This window comes from Collinsella sp. CLA-ER-H11, from assembly GCF_040092445.1.
In the GTDB taxonomy this organism is placed as follows: domain Bacteria; phylum Actinomycetota; class Coriobacteriia; order Coriobacteriales; family Coriobacteriaceae; genus Collinsella.
Genome location: NZ_JBBNLN010000004.1, coordinates 53,153 through 71,294, shown reverse-complemented (window position 1 = coordinate 71,294; position 18,142 = coordinate 53,153). Strand labels below are relative to the sequence as shown.

At 61.2% G+C, this 18,142-nt stretch carries 15 protein-coding genes; all 15 read left to right on the top strand.

Going from position 1 to position 18,142, the window contains the following annotated elements:
• Positions 1-14: 14 nt before the first annotated feature.
• The gene (gene dnaJ / locus AAAX35_RS04210; protein ID WP_138374184.1) at positions 15-1,163 is read left to right on the top strand and encodes a molecular chaperone DnaJ; all 1,149 of its coding nucleotides are present in this window, start codon (positions 15-17) and stop codon (positions 1,161-1,163) included.
• Positions 1,164-1,172: 9 nt separating this feature from the next.
• Positions 1,173-2,465 carry a MiaB/RimO family radical SAM methylthiotransferase gene (locus AAAX35_RS04205; RefSeq protein WP_349116849.1) on the top strand — a complete coding sequence of 431 codons (1,293 nt, stop codon included), beginning with the start codon at positions 1,173-1,175 and terminating at the stop codon, positions 2,463-2,465.
• Positions 2,446-3,432 (top strand): PhoH family protein, encoded by a 987-nt coding sequence (locus AAAX35_RS04200; protein WP_035138514.1) that lies wholly within the window; start codon positions 2,446-2,448, stop codon positions 3,430-3,432. Before AAAX35_RS04205 ends, AAAX35_RS04200 begins: the two co-directional genes overlap by 20 nt.
• The gene (gene ybeY / locus AAAX35_RS04195; protein WP_035138513.1) at positions 3,429-3,938 is read left to right on the top strand and encodes an rRNA maturation RNase YbeY; all 510 of its coding nucleotides are present in this window, start codon (positions 3,429-3,431) and stop codon (positions 3,936-3,938) included. The genes AAAX35_RS04200 and ybeY overlap by 4 nt, the downstream gene beginning before the upstream one ends.
• A gap of 9 nt (positions 3,939-3,947) precedes the next feature.
• Positions 3,948-4,325, top strand: coding sequence for a diacylglycerol kinase family protein (locus AAAX35_RS04190; protein WP_035138512.1), 378 nt, complete (start codon positions 3,948-3,950; stop codon positions 4,323-4,325).
• A gap of 12 nt (positions 4,326-4,337) precedes the next feature.
• Entirely contained in the window at positions 4,338-5,405 is a 1,068-nt protein-coding gene (era, locus tag AAAX35_RS04185; protein WP_349116848.1) for a GTPase Era, read from the top strand.
• 15 nt (positions 5,406-5,420) lie between these two features.
• Positions 5,421-6,170: a DNA repair protein RecO gene (gene recO / locus AAAX35_RS04180; RefSeq protein WP_349116847.1), complete on the top strand. Its 750-nt coding sequence runs from the start codon at positions 5,421-5,423 to the stop codon at positions 6,168-6,170.
• A 138-nt stretch (positions 6,171-6,308) separates the two neighbouring features.
• A complete protein-coding gene (gene rpsO / locus AAAX35_RS04175) occupies positions 6,309-6,587 on the top strand; it encodes a 30S ribosomal protein S15 (protein WP_035138510.1) in 279 nt (92 codons plus the stop codon).
• A 149-nt stretch (positions 6,588-6,736) separates the two neighbouring features.
• Positions 6,737-8,983 (top strand): polyribonucleotide nucleotidyltransferase, encoded by a 2,247-nt coding sequence (locus AAAX35_RS04170; RefSeq protein WP_349116846.1) that lies wholly within the window; start codon positions 6,737-6,739, stop codon positions 8,981-8,983.
• Between the two features lie 640 nt (positions 8,984-9,623).
• On the top strand, positions 9,624-11,294 hold the full coding sequence (locus AAAX35_RS04165) for a ribonuclease J (protein WP_006235967.1): 1,671 nt from the start codon (positions 9,624-9,626) through the stop codon (positions 11,292-11,294).
• Position 11,295: 1 nt separating this feature from the next.
• On the top strand, positions 11,296-14,076 hold the full coding sequence (locus tag AAAX35_RS04160; RefSeq protein ID WP_349116845.1) for a DNA translocase FtsK 4TM domain-containing protein: 2,781 nt from the start codon (positions 11,296-11,298) through the stop codon (positions 14,074-14,076).
• Positions 14,076-15,587, top strand: coding sequence for a RodZ domain-containing protein (locus tag AAAX35_RS04155; protein WP_349116844.1), 1,512 nt, complete (start codon positions 14,076-14,078; stop codon positions 15,585-15,587). Before AAAX35_RS04160 ends, AAAX35_RS04155 begins: the two co-directional genes overlap by 1 nt.
• A gap of 26 nt (positions 15,588-15,613) precedes the next feature.
• Positions 15,614-16,111 (top strand): YajQ family cyclic di-GMP-binding protein, encoded by a 498-nt coding sequence (locus tag AAAX35_RS04150; RefSeq protein WP_349116843.1) that lies wholly within the window; start codon positions 15,614-15,616, stop codon positions 16,109-16,111.
• Positions 16,112-16,138: 27 nt separating this feature from the next.
• Positions 16,139-17,488, top strand: coding sequence for a 30S ribosomal protein S12 methylthiotransferase RimO (rimO, locus tag AAAX35_RS04145; protein WP_349116842.1), 1,350 nt, complete (start codon positions 16,139-16,141; stop codon positions 17,486-17,488).
• A gap of 9 nt (positions 17,489-17,497) precedes the next feature.
• The gene (gene pgsA / locus AAAX35_RS04140) at positions 17,498-18,136 is read left to right on the top strand and encodes a CDP-diacylglycerol--glycerol-3-phosphate 3-phosphatidyltransferase (protein WP_346965327.1); all 639 of its coding nucleotides are present in this window, start codon (positions 17,498-17,500) and stop codon (positions 18,134-18,136) included.
• Positions 18,137-18,142: the final 6 nt, after the last annotated feature.

Here is an 18,142-nt window from a genome sequence, read left to right as displayed (position 1 = left end):
GGAAGGATTCGGTCGTGTCGGAAAATAGGGATTACTACGAGGTGCTTGGCGTCGACAAGGATGCCGACGCGCGGACGATTAAGCGCGCGTTTCTAAAGAAGGCCCGTACCGTACACCCGGACGTTTCGGACGACCCCGAGGCCGAGGCTAAGTTCAAAGAGCTCAACGAGGCATATTCCGTTCTTTCCGATGAGCAGAAGCGTGCTAACTACGACCGTTACGGCACTGCCGACGGCCCCGGTGGCTCCGGCTACGTCGATATCAACGATATCTTTGGTGGCATGGGCATGGACGACTTGTTCTCGTCGTTCTTTGGCGGCGGTGCCGGCGGTGGCGCCCGCAGCCGTCGTGAGCGTCGTCGCGGACGTGATATGGCCATCTCGCTTTCGGTGACGCTCGAGGAGGCGGCGCTCGGCTGCAAAAAGACAATCAGCTATGACCGCCTTGCTCCTTGCGAGGACTGCAATGGCACCGGTAGGGCAGAGGGCGCACAGGAAAAGCAGTGCGGCCGCTGCCACGGTACGGGCTACGTCACAACGGTTCAGCGATCGTTTTTGGGCCAGGTTCAGTCTTCCTCGCCTTGCCCCGACTGCCATGGCGAGGGCACGGTTATCGATCATCCCTGCGAGACCTGCGACGGTCAAGGCCGCACGCCTTCGCACGAAAAGATCGACATCGATATTCCCGCCGGCGTTTCGACCGGTCGCCAGCTTCGTGTGAGCGGCTTTGGCGAGGCCGGCCTTCGCGGCGAGCCTTCGGGCGACCTGATTGTCAACGTGCGCGTCGCCGACCATGAGCGCTTTAAGCGCAACGGTGATGACCTGTACCTGGTGAGCGATATCTCGATTGCGCAGGCTGCGCTCGGCTGCGAGATTGAGGTCGAGGGCATTATGCCCGACGAGGTCGTTAAGGTGACGGTTCCCGCCGGCGCCCAGTACGGCGACACCGTGAGCGTCAATAATTACGGCATGCCGCGCATTGGCGGTGGCGGTTCGCGTGGCCGCCTGATCGTGCAACTGCGCGTGGTCGTTCCCACCAATCTTTCCAATAAGCAGCGCGAGCTGCTCCGTGCTTTTGCCGATGAGATGGGCGATGACGTCGCTTCTGGTAAGAAGTCGGTGACCGACCGTATCAAGAGTGCCCTCGACGATATCCTCGATTAAGGAGCCCGCGTGCTCGCACCCCATATTTCCGTCGTCAACCTCGGCTGCCGTGTCAACCGGGTTGAGTCTGACCGTATCACTGCCGATCTTATGCGCTTGGGCTTTGCTATTGTGGAGCCCCAGGATGCCGATCTGATCGTCATTAACACTTGTGCCGTTACGGGCGAGGCCGAGGCTAAGACCCGTAAGGCCGTCCGTCATGCGCTGGCCCATCCAAACGAGCCCTATGTGGTCGTGACCGGATGCGTGGTCAATTTGCATCCCGAGGAGCTGTCGGAGCTTTCGGATCGCGTGATTGCCGAGCCGTCCAAGATAGATGTCGCCGAACGTGTTTGCGAGGTGCTGGGTGTTGAGTCCGATAGCGTTCCCGCCTGCAGCGATGGCGAGGTGGTCGATGCGCTCGGTCGCTCTCGCCTGGGCGTGAAGATTCAGGATGGCTGCAACCATCGCTGCACCTATTGCATTGTGTGGAAGGCGCGCGGCCCCGAGCGCTCCGTGCCCGTCGAGTCCGTGCTCGAGCAAGTTCGCGAGGCCCAGGAGGCCGGCGTGCCCGAGGTGGTGCTGACCGGTGTGAACCTGGGTGCCTACGATGGCAAGAGCGCGACCGACGAGCACGTCGAAATCGATGAGCTGCTCGAGGCCATCATGGAGCGCACGTCTATTCCGCATGTGCGCATTTCCTCGGTCGAGCCCATGGATATCTCCGAGCGCCTGCTTAAGGTTATGGCGCGCTACCCGCAGCGTATCGCCCCGTTTTTGCACCTGCCCGTGCAGTCCGGCTGCACGGCGACCCTGCATCGCATGGGCCGTCCCTATAGCGCCGAGGCCTTTGAGGACACGGTGCGTATGATTCGTGCCATCTTGCCCCAGGCGTCCCTTTCGTGCGATGTCATCGTCGGTTTTCCTGGTGAGACGGACGAGGAGTTCGAGGAATCGCTGGCGCTGTGCCGCCGTGTGGGTTTCTCGCGTATGCACGTGTTCCGCTACAGCAAGCGTCCCGGTACCCTTGCTGCCGACATGCCCGACCAGGTGCCACCCGAGGTTATGGCTGAGCGCAGCCGCCGTATGCGGGCCGCCGCACAGGAGCTCGCTATTGCCGACGCTCGTCGTCGCGTGGGCACGGTCGAGCGTGCCGTGCTCGAGTATGGTGACAACCTGACGCTCGGCTCGTTCCATCATGCCCGTCTTGACGATACCTGTGGACTTACAGCCCCGTGCCTGCTCGATGTTGCTATCATCGGAGTCGATGATTCCGGCTTGGTCCATGCACGCAGGGAGGTTCATGGAAGCCTCGAAGATTAGACTTACCGTTCCCGAGGGGATTGATCCCTCGCGCGTTTTGGGCGCCGGCGACGGCGTCCTTCGTGCGCTCGAGAGCTTGGTTCGCGCTCATGTGGTCGCCCGTGGCGATAGCATCTCCGTGAGCGGCGACCCGAACGAGGTCGAACTCGTGGCGCGCTTTTTCGAGCATGCTTTTCGCGAGGCGGCCGCCGGGCGCACGCTGTCTGCCGACGATGTTTCTCGCTGTCTGGCCGTCTTGCGCGACGGTGAGCACGAGACTACGTCGCTTCGCGATGACGTGCTGCTTTCGTATCGCGGCCGCGTCATTCGCCCCAAGACGCTCGGGCAAAAGCGCTATGTGGATGCCATCCGCTCGCATACCATCACGTTTGGCTTGGGTCCTGCCGGTACCGGTAAGACCTATCTGGCTATGGCGCTCGCCGTTGCCGCGCTCAAGCGTCACGAGGTGGGTCGTCTGATCTTGACGCGTCCGGTTGTCGAGGCGGGGGAGAATCTGGGCTTTTTGCCCGGTACCCTTGAGGAAAAGATCGATCCCTACATGCGTCCGCTCTACGACGCCCTTTTTGACATGATGGATCGCGAGCGAACCGATGAGCTTATGGAGCGCGGCGTGATCGAGATCGCCCCGCTTGCCTACATGCGCGGCCGCACGCTGAGTGATGCCTTCGTGGTGCTCGACGAGGCGCAAAATACCACGCCCGAGCAGATGAAGATGTTCCTGACGCGCCTGGGCTTCAACTCCAAGTTTGTGATTACCGGCGACCTGAGTCAGCGCGACCTGGTTGGTCGTCGCGGCGGTCTTGCTGACGTTGAGCAGATTTTGGGCCGTGTCGACGATGTCGCATTTTCGCACCTCGAGCGTGCCGACGTGGTGCGCCATGCCTTGGTGGGACGTATCGTCGAGGCATACGATACTTATGATGATGTGCGCGAGAAACGCGCACGTGACCGGAAGGAGTCCCGTTGAGTGTATTGATCAGCAACGATGCCGAGCTCGATACGCTGCTCGACGCGCAGGAGGTGGAGCACATCTGCGAGGTTGTGCTTGCCGCCGAGAGCGTTGAGCGTGAAGTCGAGATTTCCCTTTCGTATGTCGACGAGGACGAGATGCACGAGCTCAACCACGAGTGGCGCGGCATCGACCGCACCACCGATGTGCTCTCGTTTGAATGCGACTCGGCCTTTGACGATGACATTCCCGCCGATGAGACGCTCGAGCTCGGCGATATCATCTTGGCCCCGGAGGTCATTGCCCGTCAGGCCCCCGGTTTTGGCAATAGCCCCGCTGACGAGTGCCGTCTGATGCTCGTTCACGGCATGCTGCACCTGCTGGGCTATGACCATATTGATGACGACGAGGCCGAGGTCATGGAGGCCCGCGAGGACGCCACCCTGCGCGATCTGGCGCTCGAGCGCGGCGAGGACCCCAAGCTAGTCCATGTCGGCCCCATCACCAACCACGCCCACGACTAGGAGCCGTCTATGATTCCCGGATCTAACAAGGACCATCCGTCCTTCTTAAAGTCGTTCTCCTATGCCATGGAGGGCTTCGTTACCGCCGTCAAGACCGAGCGCAACATTAAGGTCATGCTCGTGGCGGGCGTGTGCACCGTCATTGCCGGCTGTATCGTGGGCCTCGACATTGCCGAGTGGGCCACGATTATCATCTGTTGTGGCCTGGTGATTCACGGCGAGCTGTGCAATACCGCCATGGAGGCGATTGTCGACCTCGCGACCCAGGAGCTGCATCCACTGGCCAAGCGCGCGAAGGATATCGCCGCTGCCTCTGTTTACATTCTTTCCATCACCGCCGCGATTGTGGGCGTGCTGGTATTTGCCCACGCGCTCGGCTTTATTTAGAAAGGGATTCCCATGTCCGACAATATGCAGCCTACCGATGAGATTTTGGACGACGAGTCCCTGGACGCGGTGGATACCGAGGAGCTCGAGGATGTCGAGGAGTTCGACCCGTTTGAGGGCATGAGCGACGAGGAGCTCGACGCCCTGTGCGACGAGGGCGACAGCCTCGCGGGCTTTGGTGACGTGGAGCCCGGTTTCCGCAGCGGCTTTGTGGCCCTGGTCGGACGCCCCAACGCCGGCAAGTCCACGCTGCTTAATGCCTGCTATGGCAAAAAGGTCGCCATCACCTCGCCGGTGGCTCAGACGACCCGTCGCCGCATGCGCGCCGTCGTCAACCGTCCCGGCTACCAGCTAGTCTTTGTCGATACCCCGGGTATTCATAAGCCCAAGGACGGTCTGGGATCCGAGCTCAACAAGAGCGCGTTGTTCGAGCTGAACGATGTCGATGTCGTCGCGTTTTTGATTGATGCCACCAAGCCGATCGGCAGGGGAGACGCTTGGGTTGCCGAGCGCGTCAGATGCGCCCGTTGCAAGAAGGTCCTGGTGCTCACCAAGGCCGATGAGGCCGACCCCGCACAGGTCATGGAACAGCTTAAGGCTGCCCACGAGCTCATGGAATATGACGACGAGATCGTGACGTCGTCGGTCAAGAACTTCAACGTCGATGCCTTTATCGAGACCGTTGCGCACTTTTTGCCCGAGGGTCCGCGTTGGTTCCCCGAGGACATGGGTACCGACGCTTCCGATGAGACGCTCGTTGCCGAGTTTGTGCGCGAGAAGGTCTTGCGCCGCACCCGTGATGAGATCCCGCACTCCGTTGGCGTGATCTGCGATGCGCTCGAGCAGACCAAGAAGGTACTGCACGTGCACGCCACCATTTACGTCGAGCGTGAGGGGCAAAAGGGGATCATCATCGGTAAGGGCGGCGAGATGATCAAGCATATCGGTATCGACGCCCGTCGCGATCTTGAGCGCATTTTTGGCACGCAGGTCTTTTTGGAGCTGGACGTGAAGGTCAAGGCCGGCTGGCGTGACGACGAGGCCCAGATTCGTCGCTTTGGCTACAACGCCGAGGACTAAGGACACGCGGCGCGCATGGCAGGTTCCCGGACATATCGTACGAAGGTGCTCGTCCTCGATAAGACGAAGCTCAAAGAGACGGACCTGATCCTGACGATGCTTGACGAACGGGGTCGGCAGGTTCGTGCCGTGGCAAAGGGTGCCCGCAAACCCGGTGGGCGTCTGGCTGCGCGCTGCGAGCTGTTCTGCACCGTCGATATGCTGCTTGCGCATGGACGGTCGCTCGACGTGGTTTCCCAGGCCGAGCTTATGGAGGCGCCGCTCGGCGTTGCACCCGATTACGAGACGACTTGCGCCGCAAGCGCGATTGCCGAGGTCGCGCGCGTGTGCTCATTCGAGGACGCCGAGGACCCGTTTACCTTTGCCATCACGCAGCGGGCGCTCAAGCTTGTCGGCAGCGGGCTCGACTCGGCACATATGGATCTACTTGTGGCGGCATATGTCTTTAAGCTGCTGTCGCATATCGGGTATCGTCCCGATTTTTCGGCCTGCGTGCTGTGCGGAGACCCCATGTTGTCGTATTTTTCGCCCCAGGCGGGCGGTCTCATGTGCGGGTCGTGCGCTTCGAGCGTTCCGGGTGCCGAGCTGGTGTCGACCGGTGAGGTCGCGTGGCTGCGCGCCCTCATGTCCATGACCTTCGATGCGCTCATGGCCGAGAGCGTCGACCCCCATACCGCAGCCTTTTTGTTGGGGCTTTCGCATGTTTGGGCTGCGACGCACACCGATCAGCGCCTCCGTGCGATGGAATTCATGTTGGGTCGGTGATGATGCACAGGGGCGGGCTGCTTGTGGTAACATATCGGCCTGTTGGTACCTCGACCTTGGTTGCTCGCTCCACCGGCGGCTTCCCAGTCCGAGGCGAATCGAGTCGCCCGTGGGCGACGTAAAACGAAAGGTGAAACAATGACTGTTTCCAAAGAGCGCAAGGCGGAGCTGACTGCACAGTTCGGTAACACCCCGGTCGACACCGGCAACCCCAAGGTTCAGGTCGCCATTCTGTCCGAGCGCATCAAGGAGCTGACCGAGCACATGAAGTCCCACCAGAAGGACTTCCACACCCGTCGTGGCCTGCTCATGCTCGTCGGCCGTCGTCGTCGTCTTCTCTCCTACATCAAGAAGAACGACATCGTCGAGTACCGTGAGCTCATCAAGGCTCTGGGCATCCGCGACAACATCCAGTAGGATTTGTACATGCTAAGAGCGTCCTGCGCAGCGGGGCGCTCTTTTTGTGTAAGGGCGCGAACAATCACGCTCTGAAGCGTGGCGGGGGCAGGGGGCCCGCGTCACATGAGAAGCCCGCAGGCAAGGGGTCTGCGGGGTAAAGGAGAACAATGACACTCGTATCCAAGACCTTTGAGCTGTACGGCAAGACCTACACCTTTGAGTCGGGCGAGCTTGCCAAGCAGGCCACCGGCGCCTGCCTGGTCAAGCAGGGTGACACCACGATGCTCGACACCGTGGTCGTCTCCAAGGAGCGTAAGAACTACGACTTCTTCCCGCTGACCGTCGACTTCAACGAGAAGATGTACGCCGCCGGCCGCATCCCGGGTGGCTACCTCAAGCGTGAGGGCCGTCCCAGTGAGAAGGCTACGCTCACCGCGCGCATGATCGACCGTCCGATTCGCCCGAGCTTCCCGGATGGCTTCCGCAACGAGGTGCACATCGTCGCCACCTCGCTCGTCGCCGACCAGGTCAACCCCTTCGACGTCATCAACGTCATGGGTGCTTCTCTGGCCATGACGCTCGGCGGCGTGCCCTTCGAGGGTCCGCTTGCCTGCGTGCGCATCGGCCGTAACGTGGAGACCGGCGAGTTTATCCTCAACCCCACCTACGAGGAGCGCGAGAACTCCGATCTGGACCTGGAGCTGGGCGGCTCTGCCGACTTCATCTCGATGGTCGAGGCCGGCGCCGAGGAGATCTCCGAGGACGACATGCTCGCCGCCATGAAGTTTGGCCAGGAGGCCCTTGCTGCTTTCTGCCAGGCTCAGGACGAGTTCGTTGCCGAGTGGGAGCAGGTCAACGGCCCCATCGTCAAGAAGGAGTACCCGCTCGACCAGCCCGTCGAGGAGGTCCAGGAGCGCATCTTCGCCCACTACGACGAGATGGCAGCCGCCCTTCGTGACGCCGACAAGCTCTCCCGTATCGGCAAGGTCGAGGCTCTGAAGGAGTCCATCCGTGCCGAGTTCACCGAGGAGGAGCAGGCCGCTTGGGAGCGCGAGATCCCCGTGGCGCTCAAGAAGCTCGAGAAGAAGGCCATGCGCACCATGGTCGTCGAGACCGGTGAGCGCGTCGACGGTCGTGCCGCCGATGAGATCCGTCCCATCATGGTGAAGGACAACTACCTGCCGCTCGTTCACGGCTCCGGCCTGTTCCAGCGCGGCCAGACCCAGGTGCTCTCGGTTCTTTCGCTCGGCATGCTCAACGAGGGCCAGCGTCTGGATACCATCGAGCCCACCGAGGGCAAACGCTACATGCACCACTACAACTTCCCGCCGTTCTGCACCGGCGAGACCGGCCGCATGGGCAGCCCCAAGCGCCGCGAGATCGGTCACGGTAACCTGGCAGAGCGCGCTCTGCTTCCGGTGCTTCCCGACGAGAACGAGTTCCCCTACGCCATCCGCGTCGTCTCCGAGGTCATGGAGTCCAACGGCTCCTCTTCGATGGCTTCGACCTGCGGCTCCACGCTCGCCCTTATGGACGGCGGCGTGCCCATTAAGCGCCCGGTCTCCGGTATCGCCATGGGCCTGATCCAGGAGGAGGGCAAGACCGTGGTCCTGTCCGACATCCAGGGTCTCGAGGACTTCCTGGGCGACATGGACTTTAAGGTCACCGGCACCACCGAGGGCATCACCGCCCTGCAGATGGACAACAAGGCTACCGGCCTCACCTTCGACATCCTGGCCCGCGCCCTGCAGCAGGCCAAGGAGGGTCGCGCCTTCATCCTGCAGAAGATGCTCGATGTGATCCCCGAGCCGCGCCACACCACGCGCAGCACCGCCCCGCGCATCGTCTCCATCCAGGTTCCGACCGACAAGATCCGCGACGTCATCGGTTCCGGCGGTAAGGTCATCCGCGGTATCCAGGACGAGACCGGCGCCTCGGTCGACATCCAGGAGGACGGCACCGTCTTTGTCGGCGGCACCGGCGAGTCCGTCGACCAGGCCGTCGAGCGTATCAAGCTCATCATCAAGGTTCCCGAGCCGGGCGAGGAGTACACCGGTCGCGTGGTCTCCATCCAGCCCTTCGGCGCCTTCGTCAACCTGCTGCCCGGCAAGGATGGCCTGCTGCACATCTCCCGCGTCGCCAAGGGCCGTGTGGAGAAGGTCGAGGACGTCCTCAACGTTGGCGACGAGGTCAAGGTCGTCGTCATCGAGGTCGACGATCGTGGCAAGATCTCGCTCGATCGTCTTGACAAGCCCGAGGCCCCTGCTCGCGCCGAGGGTGCCTCCGAGGGCGACGGCGAGCACTTCCAGCGCCGTGAGCGTCCGCGTCGCGAGCGCTCCGAGCGCAGCGACCGTCCGCGTCGTCCCGGCGACAACGGAGGCCGCAAGCCCCGCCGTCACCACGACGCCGAGTAGCAGCTCCACATAAGCAGTTCAACAAGGGCGACTCCGCAATGGGGTCGCCCTTTTGCTTGCGCCCGGGAGGGACGCATATGAAGTTTCCTGCTCTACAGTCCTGCGCAAGACGGAAAGCACATTAAGTGCTTTCCTTTGCGTGCGGAACTCGCGATAAACTTCATATGCGTCCCTCCCGGGCGCAAGCAAAAGGGCTGGTTAATGCCGCTCGCTATTTAGTTAGACAGTCTATTCAGTAGTCAGATTACAGATCTGTAGATAGCCGCAGCAGCATCTTCCCAGATAAAACCGACCAAAATAAATCTGTCTCTATTTGGCCGGTTTCCCGTGGGGCGGGCACTGATGAAGTTTATCGCGAGTTCCGCACGAACAGGAGGCCACTTAATGTGGCCTCCGTCGTGAGCAGGACTGTAGAGCAGGAAACTTCATCAGTGCCCGCCCCACGGGAAACCGGCGGGATGGACCAGTTCAGATGGGGCTTTGATGCATGGGTGGTCTGTTGGTGGGCAAATGGGTATCATACTGTGGTTACTGCGTCGACTCTGTGATGCATGTTTGTACGTTCCCGGCGGTCGGTTTGCCAGAAGCGCCCCGTCGGTTGTTCCAGACCCGTTTCGAAGAAAGGAAACCACACTAACCTATGGCAGCTAAAAAATCATCTCCCTTGAAGATCATTCCGCTCGGCGGTCTTGACGGCATCGGCAAGAACATGACGGTCTTCGAGTGTGGCGACGACATGGTGCTCGTCGACGCCGGTCTCATGTTCCCGGATGACTCCCAGCCTGGTATCGATCTGGTGCTTCCCGACTACACCTATGTTCTGGAGAACGAGGAGAAGCTCCGCGGTATCGTCGTCACCCACGGCCACGAGGACCACACCGGTTCGCTTCCGTACCTGCTGCAGGACCTCAACAACAAGGTGCCCATCTTCTCGAGCAAGCTGACGCTTGGCTTTATCGAGGGCAAGCTTTCCGAGTTCCGCATCCGCGCACCCAAGTTCCGCGAGGTCAAGGGCGGCAGCCATGTCAACCTCGGCGGCATTTCGCTCGACTTCTTCTCGATGACGCACTCCATCCCCGGCGCTCTGGGCGTGTTCATCCGCACCAATCAGGGCACCGTTATGCACACCGGCGACTTTAAGCTCGACCAGACGCCCATCGACGGCGTCACGCCCGACTATGCCGCTATCAGCCGCTTTGCCAAGCAGGGCATCGATCTGCTGCTTTCCGACTCCACCAATGCTACGGTTCCCGGCTTTACCAAGTCCGAGGCCGAGGTTGGTCCCAACTTGCTGCACGCCATCAAGAACGCCCCGGGTCGCGTGTTCGTCGCGTCGTTCTCGAGCCATATCCATCGCCTGCAGCAGATCTGCGATGCCGCCCGCAAGTGCGGCCGTAAGGTCGTTGTGACCGGTCGCTCCATGCTCACGAACACCCGCGTCGCGCGCGAGCTGGGCTACCTCAACATCGACGATGCCGATATCATCGATGCCTTCGATATCGATAACCTGCCCGACGACAAGATCGTCGTCATGTGCACCGGTTCGCAGGGCGAGCCGCTGTCGGCCTTGTCCCGCATGGCCAACGGTGAGCACAAGACGCTCTCTATTCACGAGGGCGATACCGTCATCCTCTCGGCAACTCCCGTTCCTGGCAACGAGAAGGCCGTCCAGCAGGTCGTCAACAGCCTGGCCAAGCTCGGCTGCGACGTGTGGGATAAGAACCGCGCTCTCGTCCACGTCTCCGGTCACGGTAGCCAGGAGGAACTCAAGCTCCTGATGGCCATGGCCAAGCCCACGTACTTTATGCCGGTTCACGGTGAGGCCGTGCATCTGCGCGCCCATGCCCAGCTGGCCCGCAAGATGGGCATCAAGGACGATCACATCTTTATCCTCGATAACGGCGATACGCTCGAGATGCGCGGCGGTATCGTCAAGCGCGGTACGCCCGTCGAGTCCGGTGTCGTCTACGTCGACGGCCTGCGTATCGGCGATACCGACCCCATCGTCCTGCGCGATCGCCAGAAGCTCGCCAACGACGGTATGGTCACGGCCGTTGCTATCGTCTCGCTCAAGCACAAGAAGATCGAGGCCATCGAGTTCTCGGGCCGCGGCGTCTCGTTTGCCATCGACGACCAGTTCTCCGAGGATGCCTCCGCGTCCATTATGAAGACGATCGAGAAGGGCAAGTTTAGCTTTACGAGCAGCGGTTCCGATGCCATTCGCAAGGCCGTGCGCGATTCGCTCTCCAACTTTATTTGGAGCCGTACGCGCACCCGTCCGATGATCATCCCGGTCGTCATGGAGGTTTAGTTTGGCGCGCGGATCTGCACAAAACGCCAAAGGCAATAAGGCCAATAACCAACCGGCATCTGCTAAGGGTGCCGGTTCCCATCTGCGTGCCAATAAGGGCCACGAGGCCGACTTCGACGATTTTGAGCCCTTGGTCGAGCCCTCGGCCAACCGCGATATCGCCGGCGTGGTCATCGCCGTTTTGGCGATTGCGTCCTTCATTGCCGTGATTTCGCCGGCGACCGCACCCGTTACGGCTGCGGTTGCCGGTTTCTACCACCTGGGCTTTGGTCTGGGCGCCTACGTGCTGCCGATCGTCATTTTGCTGTTTGCCGCCACGCTCTTTTTAGGCGAGGACTCGCCGCTCAACGCGCGCTCGGTCGCGGGCGGAGCCGTGGTCTTTATCGCCGTTGTCTCCATTCTTTCTCTGATGGTGCCGGGTACGAGCGACTCGTGTGACCTTATGTTCACGCCGCAAAATTTGTCCGCCTCGGGTGGCTACATCGGTGCGTTTATTGCGAGTGCGCTGCAGAATGCCCTGGGTAAGCCTATCGCGATGGTAGTCCTGTTGGGCCTTGTCGTCGTGGGCTTGGTCATCATCGGCTTTTCGGTGGGTGGCGTGCTGCGCTCTGCTCGCGACCGTGCGGCCGATTTTGCCGAGCGCCGTCGTGCCTATGTCAACGCGAGCCCGTGGGGTGACGACGAAGCCCTGTCGGTGCCCGGCGTTGCCCGTCCGCACCTGAGCATTCTTCGTCAAAAGGGCTCCGATGCTGCCGTGACCACGGTCATGGGCAACGATGTGGACCCGGTTTTGGACGATGACGACGAGGACGAGGATCCGTTTGTCGACGTGTCCGATGCCGTGGAGGCCGAGCGCGCTAAGACGACGCTGCTGCCGCGTCGTCATGTTAAGAAGGGCAAGGCCACGCCCAAACTCAACACGAGCGAGCCCGACCCGTCTTGGTCCGATAGCGAGATTGAGCTCACTGAGGGTGATGACGAGGACGACGAGGCTCCGATTGAGACCGCAAAGACAACTTTGCTGCCGCGTCGTCATGCCAAGCGCGACCAGGTAACCGGTCAGCTTTCGATGGAAGACGACCCTGATAAGATCGACGAGTCCGAGCCGCCGTTTGCCGTGAATCCTGTCTCGGCAGCACCTCAGATTCCCGACTTCTTGAAGCATCCCAAGGTTGCCGATGCGCCTGCCTCGAGTGCTGTCGAATCGGCTGCGGCTAGCGATGGGGGAGCGGACGGTGGCGCCGCAGATAACGAGGGCGAAGAAGAGGACGGCCTCAAGCTCCCGCCGCTCGAAATCCTGCATGCCAACCCGCAGTCGGCTTCCGCCGCGTCTTCGGACAAGGAGCTGGAGCAGACCGCTGAGTCACTGCAATCCACCTTGCTTGAGTTTGGCCGCAGTGCCCGCGTGGTCGGCTGGATCGCCGGCCCCACGGTGACGACCTTTAAGCTGCAGCCTGGTGAGGGCGAGCGCGTGAGCAAGATTTCGAGCCTCGAGGACGATATCGCGCTTTCGCTCGCTGCCCAGTCGGTACGTATCTTTGCCCCGATCCCCGGCACCTCGCTCGTGGGCATCGAGATTCCCAATCGCAAGCGCCAAAACGTCAATCTGGGCGACGTGCTGCCCTATGTTAAGGGCGGTCCGCTCGAGCTGGCCATTGGTCGCGATGCCGAGGGCACGCCGGTTGTAGCTGACCTCGCCAAGATGCCCCACCTGCTTATTGCCGGTACGACCGGTTCTGGTAAGTCGGTGATGATCAATTCCATCATCACGACCCTGCTCATGCGCGCCCTTCCCGAGGACGTTCGCCTGATCATGGTCGACCCCAAGCGCGTCGAGCTTGCGGGCTATAACGGTCTCCCGCATCTCTATGTCCCCGTGGTGACCGAGCCCAAGCAGGCCGCGAGCGCTCTGCAATGGGCCGTGTCCGAGATGGAGCGTCGCCTGAAGGTCTTCGAGCGCCTTAACGTTCGTAAGATTTCGACCTATAACGAAAAGCAGGCCGCCGGCGAGTTTGAGCATTACGACAACCCGCCGCTAAAGATGCCCTACTTGGTCATCATCATTGACGAGCTCTCGGACCTGATGATGGTCGCCGGTAAGGATGTCGAGGCCTCGATCGTGCGTATTGCTCAGCTGGGCCGTGCCGCCGGTATCCACCTTATCGTGGCCACGCAGCGCCCGAGCTCCAACGTGGTGACGGGCCTCATCAAGGCCAACATCACCAACCGCATCGCCTTTAACGTCGCCACGGGCATCGACTCGCGCGTCATCATCGACCAGATGGGTGCCGAAAAGCTCACCGGTTTGGGCGACATGCTGTTCTCCAAGGTCGACTGGGGCAAGCCCCGCCGTATCCAGGGCTGCTTTGTCTCGGATGATGAAATCAATGAGATTGTCGAGTTCGTCAAGTCGCAGAGCGAGCCCGATTACCACGAGGAGATCCTGTCTGCCGTGGCGCCCGCTTCCATGTCCATGGCGGGTGGCGGCGGCATTGTCCGCACCGGAGTCGCCGAGCCGCAAGACGATGATCCGCTCATTTGGGAAGCCGCCCATATTGTGGTGGAATCGCAGCTTGGCTCCACATCTGGCCTGCAACGTCGTCTGAAGGTTGGCTATGCGCGTGCCGGGCGTATTATGGACATGCTGGAAGAAAAGGGTGTCGTCGGACCGCCCGACGGTTCCAAGCCGCGTGAGGTCCTGTTGGACGAGGAGGGGCTTGCCGCGCTGGAATCTGTCGACGCCGAGATGGCACGTGAAGATCGTGAGTTTGGAGGATTCTGATGGCTGCACGCTTTGGTGACATGCTGCTCGAGCAGCGTCGCCGGATGGGCCTTTCCATTCAGCAGGTCGCCAACACCATCAAAATCAGGCCGCAGATCATCGAGTTTTTCGAGACCGGTAACTTTGCTTCGATGCCGCCGCGCGGCTATGCGCAGGGCATGATTTCGAGCTATGCACGCTTTTTGGGCCTCAATCCGCGCGAGGTCGTCAATGCCTACTTTGACGACCTGATGGCATACGAACGCGAGACGTCCCAGCAGGGCGGTCGTTTTCAGGACGCCGCGGGCTACGTCAATTCGCTTTCCTCGGTCGACAACGGGCGCTTCCTGATGGTTCAGGGCGGTCGTTCGACCCGCTATGGACAGCGTCCTCAGCAGGCCGGTTATATTACCGAGACGGGTTCAGGCGAGGAGATTCGTTCACAGCGTGACCGGTTCCGCAGTACGCCGATGCCCGAGGACCGTGCGCTTCCCGCTGCCCGCGGCGTGGCGCGTGACCCTCGTGCCGGCTACGGCGACGGTGGCTATTCCGATCGCGGTTACCGTGGTGCCTCTACGGGACGCTCTCGCGGTGGCTATGCGGATGCCGATACCACGCAGGTGACGCCGCGTCTTCGCTCTCAATCACAGCCGTATGGCCAGCGCTCTTCGGCTCCGCGTTCGGGCCAGCGTGGCTATCAAGGCCGCGGTGAACTTGCGCCCCGCTCGGGTCAGCGCAGCCTTCAGGGCCAGGGCGGCTATCGCGGCCGTTCCGATAGCAATCGCGGTCGTATGCCTCAGGGAAGCGGCCGCAGCAGTTCCGGTCGTGGACGCGGCGGATCACGTACTCCTCAAAACAACGGGCTCGATCCGCGTATCGTCTACGCCGGCATCGGCGCCGTTGCGCTGCTGTTGATTGTGCTCATCGTGTTGCTTCTGCGCGGTTGCGCATCTTCGGCGCCCGAGAACACGCCCGAGACGCCCACTGCTACCAAGACGACGACCAAGAAGTCTTCTAAGAAGACCGAAACGGTCGACGAGGACGAAGACACCGATGAGGCGACGGATGAGTCGACTGATTCGGACGCTACCAAGACGACGGCCAAGAAGGAAGAGAACGAGGTCACGAAGGTCAAAGTCTCCGTTGCCAAGGGAAAGACCGCGTGGATTGAGGTCAAGGTCGACGGAAAGTCGGTCTATGGCGCCCAGGCGACTGGCCCCTTTGAGCAGGAGTACACGCCCGAGTCCTCAATCGAGATCACCACGTCCAAGCCTTCCGATGTCACCGTTACCAAGAACGGTGAAAAGGTCCGTTACGATACCAAGACCTCGGGCGTGGCGCGCGTGACGATCACCGTTCCCAAGAAGGAGACGTCTGATTCCGAGAATGGTGAAAGTTCTGATGGTACCGACACCACCGATGGTACCGATACCACCGACGGTACCGATGCCCAGTCCACGGATGGCGCCGATACCGCAACTGACGGTCAGACGCCCAGCGATTCTACCGACTATTCGTACGATAGCTACTAAGCCGCTCGTACGCGAAAGGAAACATCATGGCTAAAGATTCCAGCTTCGACGTCGTGTCCGAGGTCAACATGCAAGAGGTCGACAACGCCTTTCAGCAGACCACGCGCGAGATTTCCCAGCGCTATGACCTTAAGGATTCCGGCGCCACGATTGAGCTTTCGAAGGGCGACAAGCTCTTTACGATCAACGCCCCGGCCGACTTTGTCTCCAAGCAGATTGTCGACGTGCTGAGCTCCAAGCTCATCAAGCGCGGCATCGACCTCAAGGCTGTCTCGTGGGATGCACCGCAGGCGGCATCGGGCGGCACCGTGCGCGTACTCGGCCGTATCGTCGAGGGTATCGACCAGGCGACCGCCAAGAAGATCAACAAGGACATCAAGGATCAAAAGCTCAAGGTCAAGGTGACCATCGAGGCCGACAAACTGCGTGTTTCCTCTGCTTCGAAGGACGCGTTGCAGACCGTGATCCAGTTCCTGCGCGACCAGGACTACGGCCAGCCGCTGCAGTTCACCAACTACCGCTAATATCAATCGAAAGGACTGCTCTCCAACATGGATACACCGTTGGGCTCCGTGCTCTACATCACCCTCGGGTGCGCTAAGAACGAGGTTGACACCGACCGCATGCGTTCTCTTTTGACCGCCGCGGGCTACGAGGAGGCATTCGACCCGCAGGATGCCGATATCGCCATCGTCAATACTTGCTCGTTCCTCGCCTCCGCAACGTCCGAGAGCATCGAGACCACGCTCGAGCTCGCCAACGAGGTTCAGGACGGCGTTCGTTCTTGCCCCATCGTCATGTGCGGCTGCGTGCCGTCGCGCTATGGCGATGACCTGCCTGACGAGCTGCCCGAGGTCGCTGCCTTTGTGAAGGCCGACGAGGAAGACGGCATCGTGGCGGTCATCGATGGCGTGCTGGGTGTCGAGCGTGAGATTGCAGCCTATATCCCGCAGGTCAAACGTACCGTCGAGGGTGCTGTCGCCTACGTCAAGATTTCCGATGGCTGCAACCGCTTCTGCAGCTTCTGCATGATTCCCTACATCCGCGGCCGCTATCATTCGCGCAATGCCGAGAGCATCATCTCCGAGGTGCGCGACCTGGTTGCCGGCGGTGTGCGCGAGATCGTGCTGATCGGCCAGGACACGGGCATCTGGGGTACCGACTTTGCCGACGAGGGCGTCGCCGATGGCTCGCCGCGCAATCTGGCGCAGCTGCTGCGTGCCGTCGCCGAGGCCGTGCGCCCGCACAACGTCTGGGTCCGCGTGCTCTATCTGCAGCCCGAGGGCATGACTGACGAACTCATCGAGACGATTCGCGATACGCCCGAGGTGCTGCCCTATATCGATATCCCCGTGCAGCACTGCGACGCGCGCATTCTCAAGGCCATGCGTCGCTCCGGTTCGCGCCAGGAGCTCGAGGATCTGTTCCGCGACCTTCGCGAGCGCATCCCCGGCATCGTGATTCGTTCCACGGCCATGGTCGGCTTCCCGACCGAGACCGACGACGAGTTCCGCGACCTTATCGACTTTATGGACACCGTCGGCTTTGACTACACGAGTGTTTTTGCCTACTCGCGTGAGGAAGGCAGCCTGGCCGCCAAGATGGAGGGCCAGGTCGATGAGGAGGTTAAGCTCGAGCGCGCCCAGGAGGCCATGGACCTGGCCGAGTCGCTCGGTTTTGCCGCCACCGCCGCACATGTGGGCGAGCGCGCCCAGGTAATCGTCGACGGTATCGAAGAGACCGAGGATGGCGCCGAGCTGATCGGCCATGCCTGGTTCCAGGCGCCCGATTCCGATGGCGCGGTCCATCTGGACGCCAGCGAGGCGTCCGTGGGCGATATTCTGACCGTCGAGTTTACCGATAGCTTCTGCTATGAGCTTATCGGTCATGTTGTGGAGTAGGAGAGCGTCGTGGCTAACGAGAGCAATAAGGAACTGACGAGTGTCTGGACGCCCGCCAACATCGTGACGTGCGTTCGCATCGTCTTTATCCCGGTGTTCATGATCGTGTCGGCGCTTTCTCACACGAGTGTTGCCGGTACGGATTGGAGTGCCTTCGACGGCCCGCTCGCCGCCGCTGCCTTCATTCTGTATGTGATCCTGTCGTGCACCGATAAGGTCGACGGTTATCTGGCACGCTCGCGCAACGAGATCACCGATTTCGGCAAGTTCTTGGACCCCATCGCCGACAAGCTGCTGGTGTTCTCGGCCCTGCTGCTGTTCTTGGATTTTGGCGCGGTGACCGTGTGGTCGGTGTTCATTATCCTGTTCCGTGAGCTGCTGGTGAGTGCCCTTCGCATGGTCGCGAGTGCTGCCGGTGTGGTCGTTGCGGCCGATAAGCTCGGCAAGTACAAGACGGCAACCACAATGGTCTCCATCTGCGGTTACCTGTGCGTTTTTGCTATGGCCGGCTTGCACCTTGGCCCGGTGGCGCTGACGCTCGGCATCTACTCGGTGTCGCGCTTCCTGTACGCCGTTGCCGTTGTCCTGACCGTTATCTCGGGCGCCCAGTACTTCTGGAACTGCCGCAAGATCGTCTTTTCGGTCTAGGTCCTG

Bases quoted from the DNA above. Each gene is read 5' to 3' on its own strand.
- AAAX35_RS04200 (WP_035138514.1), top strand. From the start codon at position 2,446: ATGGAAGCCTCGAAGATTAGACTTACCGTTCCCGAGGGGATTGATCCC.
- AAAX35_RS04190 (WP_035138512.1), top strand. From the start codon at position 3,948: ATGATTCCCGGATCTAACAAGGACCATCCGTCCTTCTTAAAGTCGTTC.
- era (WP_349116848.1), top strand. From the start codon at position 4,338: ATGTCCGACAATATGCAGCCTACCGATGAGATTTTGGACGACGAGTCC.
- recO (WP_349116847.1), top strand. From the start codon at position 5,421: ATGGCAGGTTCCCGGACATATCGTACGAAGGTGCTCGTCCTCGATAAG.
- rpsO (WP_035138510.1), top strand. From the start codon at position 6,309: ATGACTGTTTCCAAAGAGCGCAAGGCGGAGCTGACTGCACAGTTCGGT.
- AAAX35_RS04170 (WP_349116846.1), top strand. From the start codon at position 6,737: ATGACACTCGTATCCAAGACCTTTGAGCTGTACGGCAAGACCTACACC.
- AAAX35_RS04165 (WP_006235967.1), top strand. From the start codon at position 9,624: ATGGCAGCTAAAAAATCATCTCCCTTGAAGATCATTCCGCTCGGCGGT.
- AAAX35_RS04155 (WP_349116844.1), top strand. From the start codon at position 14,076: ATGGCTGCACGCTTTGGTGACATGCTGCTCGAGCAGCGTCGCCGGATG.
- AAAX35_RS04150 (WP_349116843.1), top strand. From the start codon at position 15,614: ATGGCTAAAGATTCCAGCTTCGACGTCGTGTCCGAGGTCAACATGCAA.
- rimO (WP_349116842.1), top strand. From the start codon at position 16,139: ATGGATACACCGTTGGGCTCCGTGCTCTACATCACCCTCGGGTGCGCT.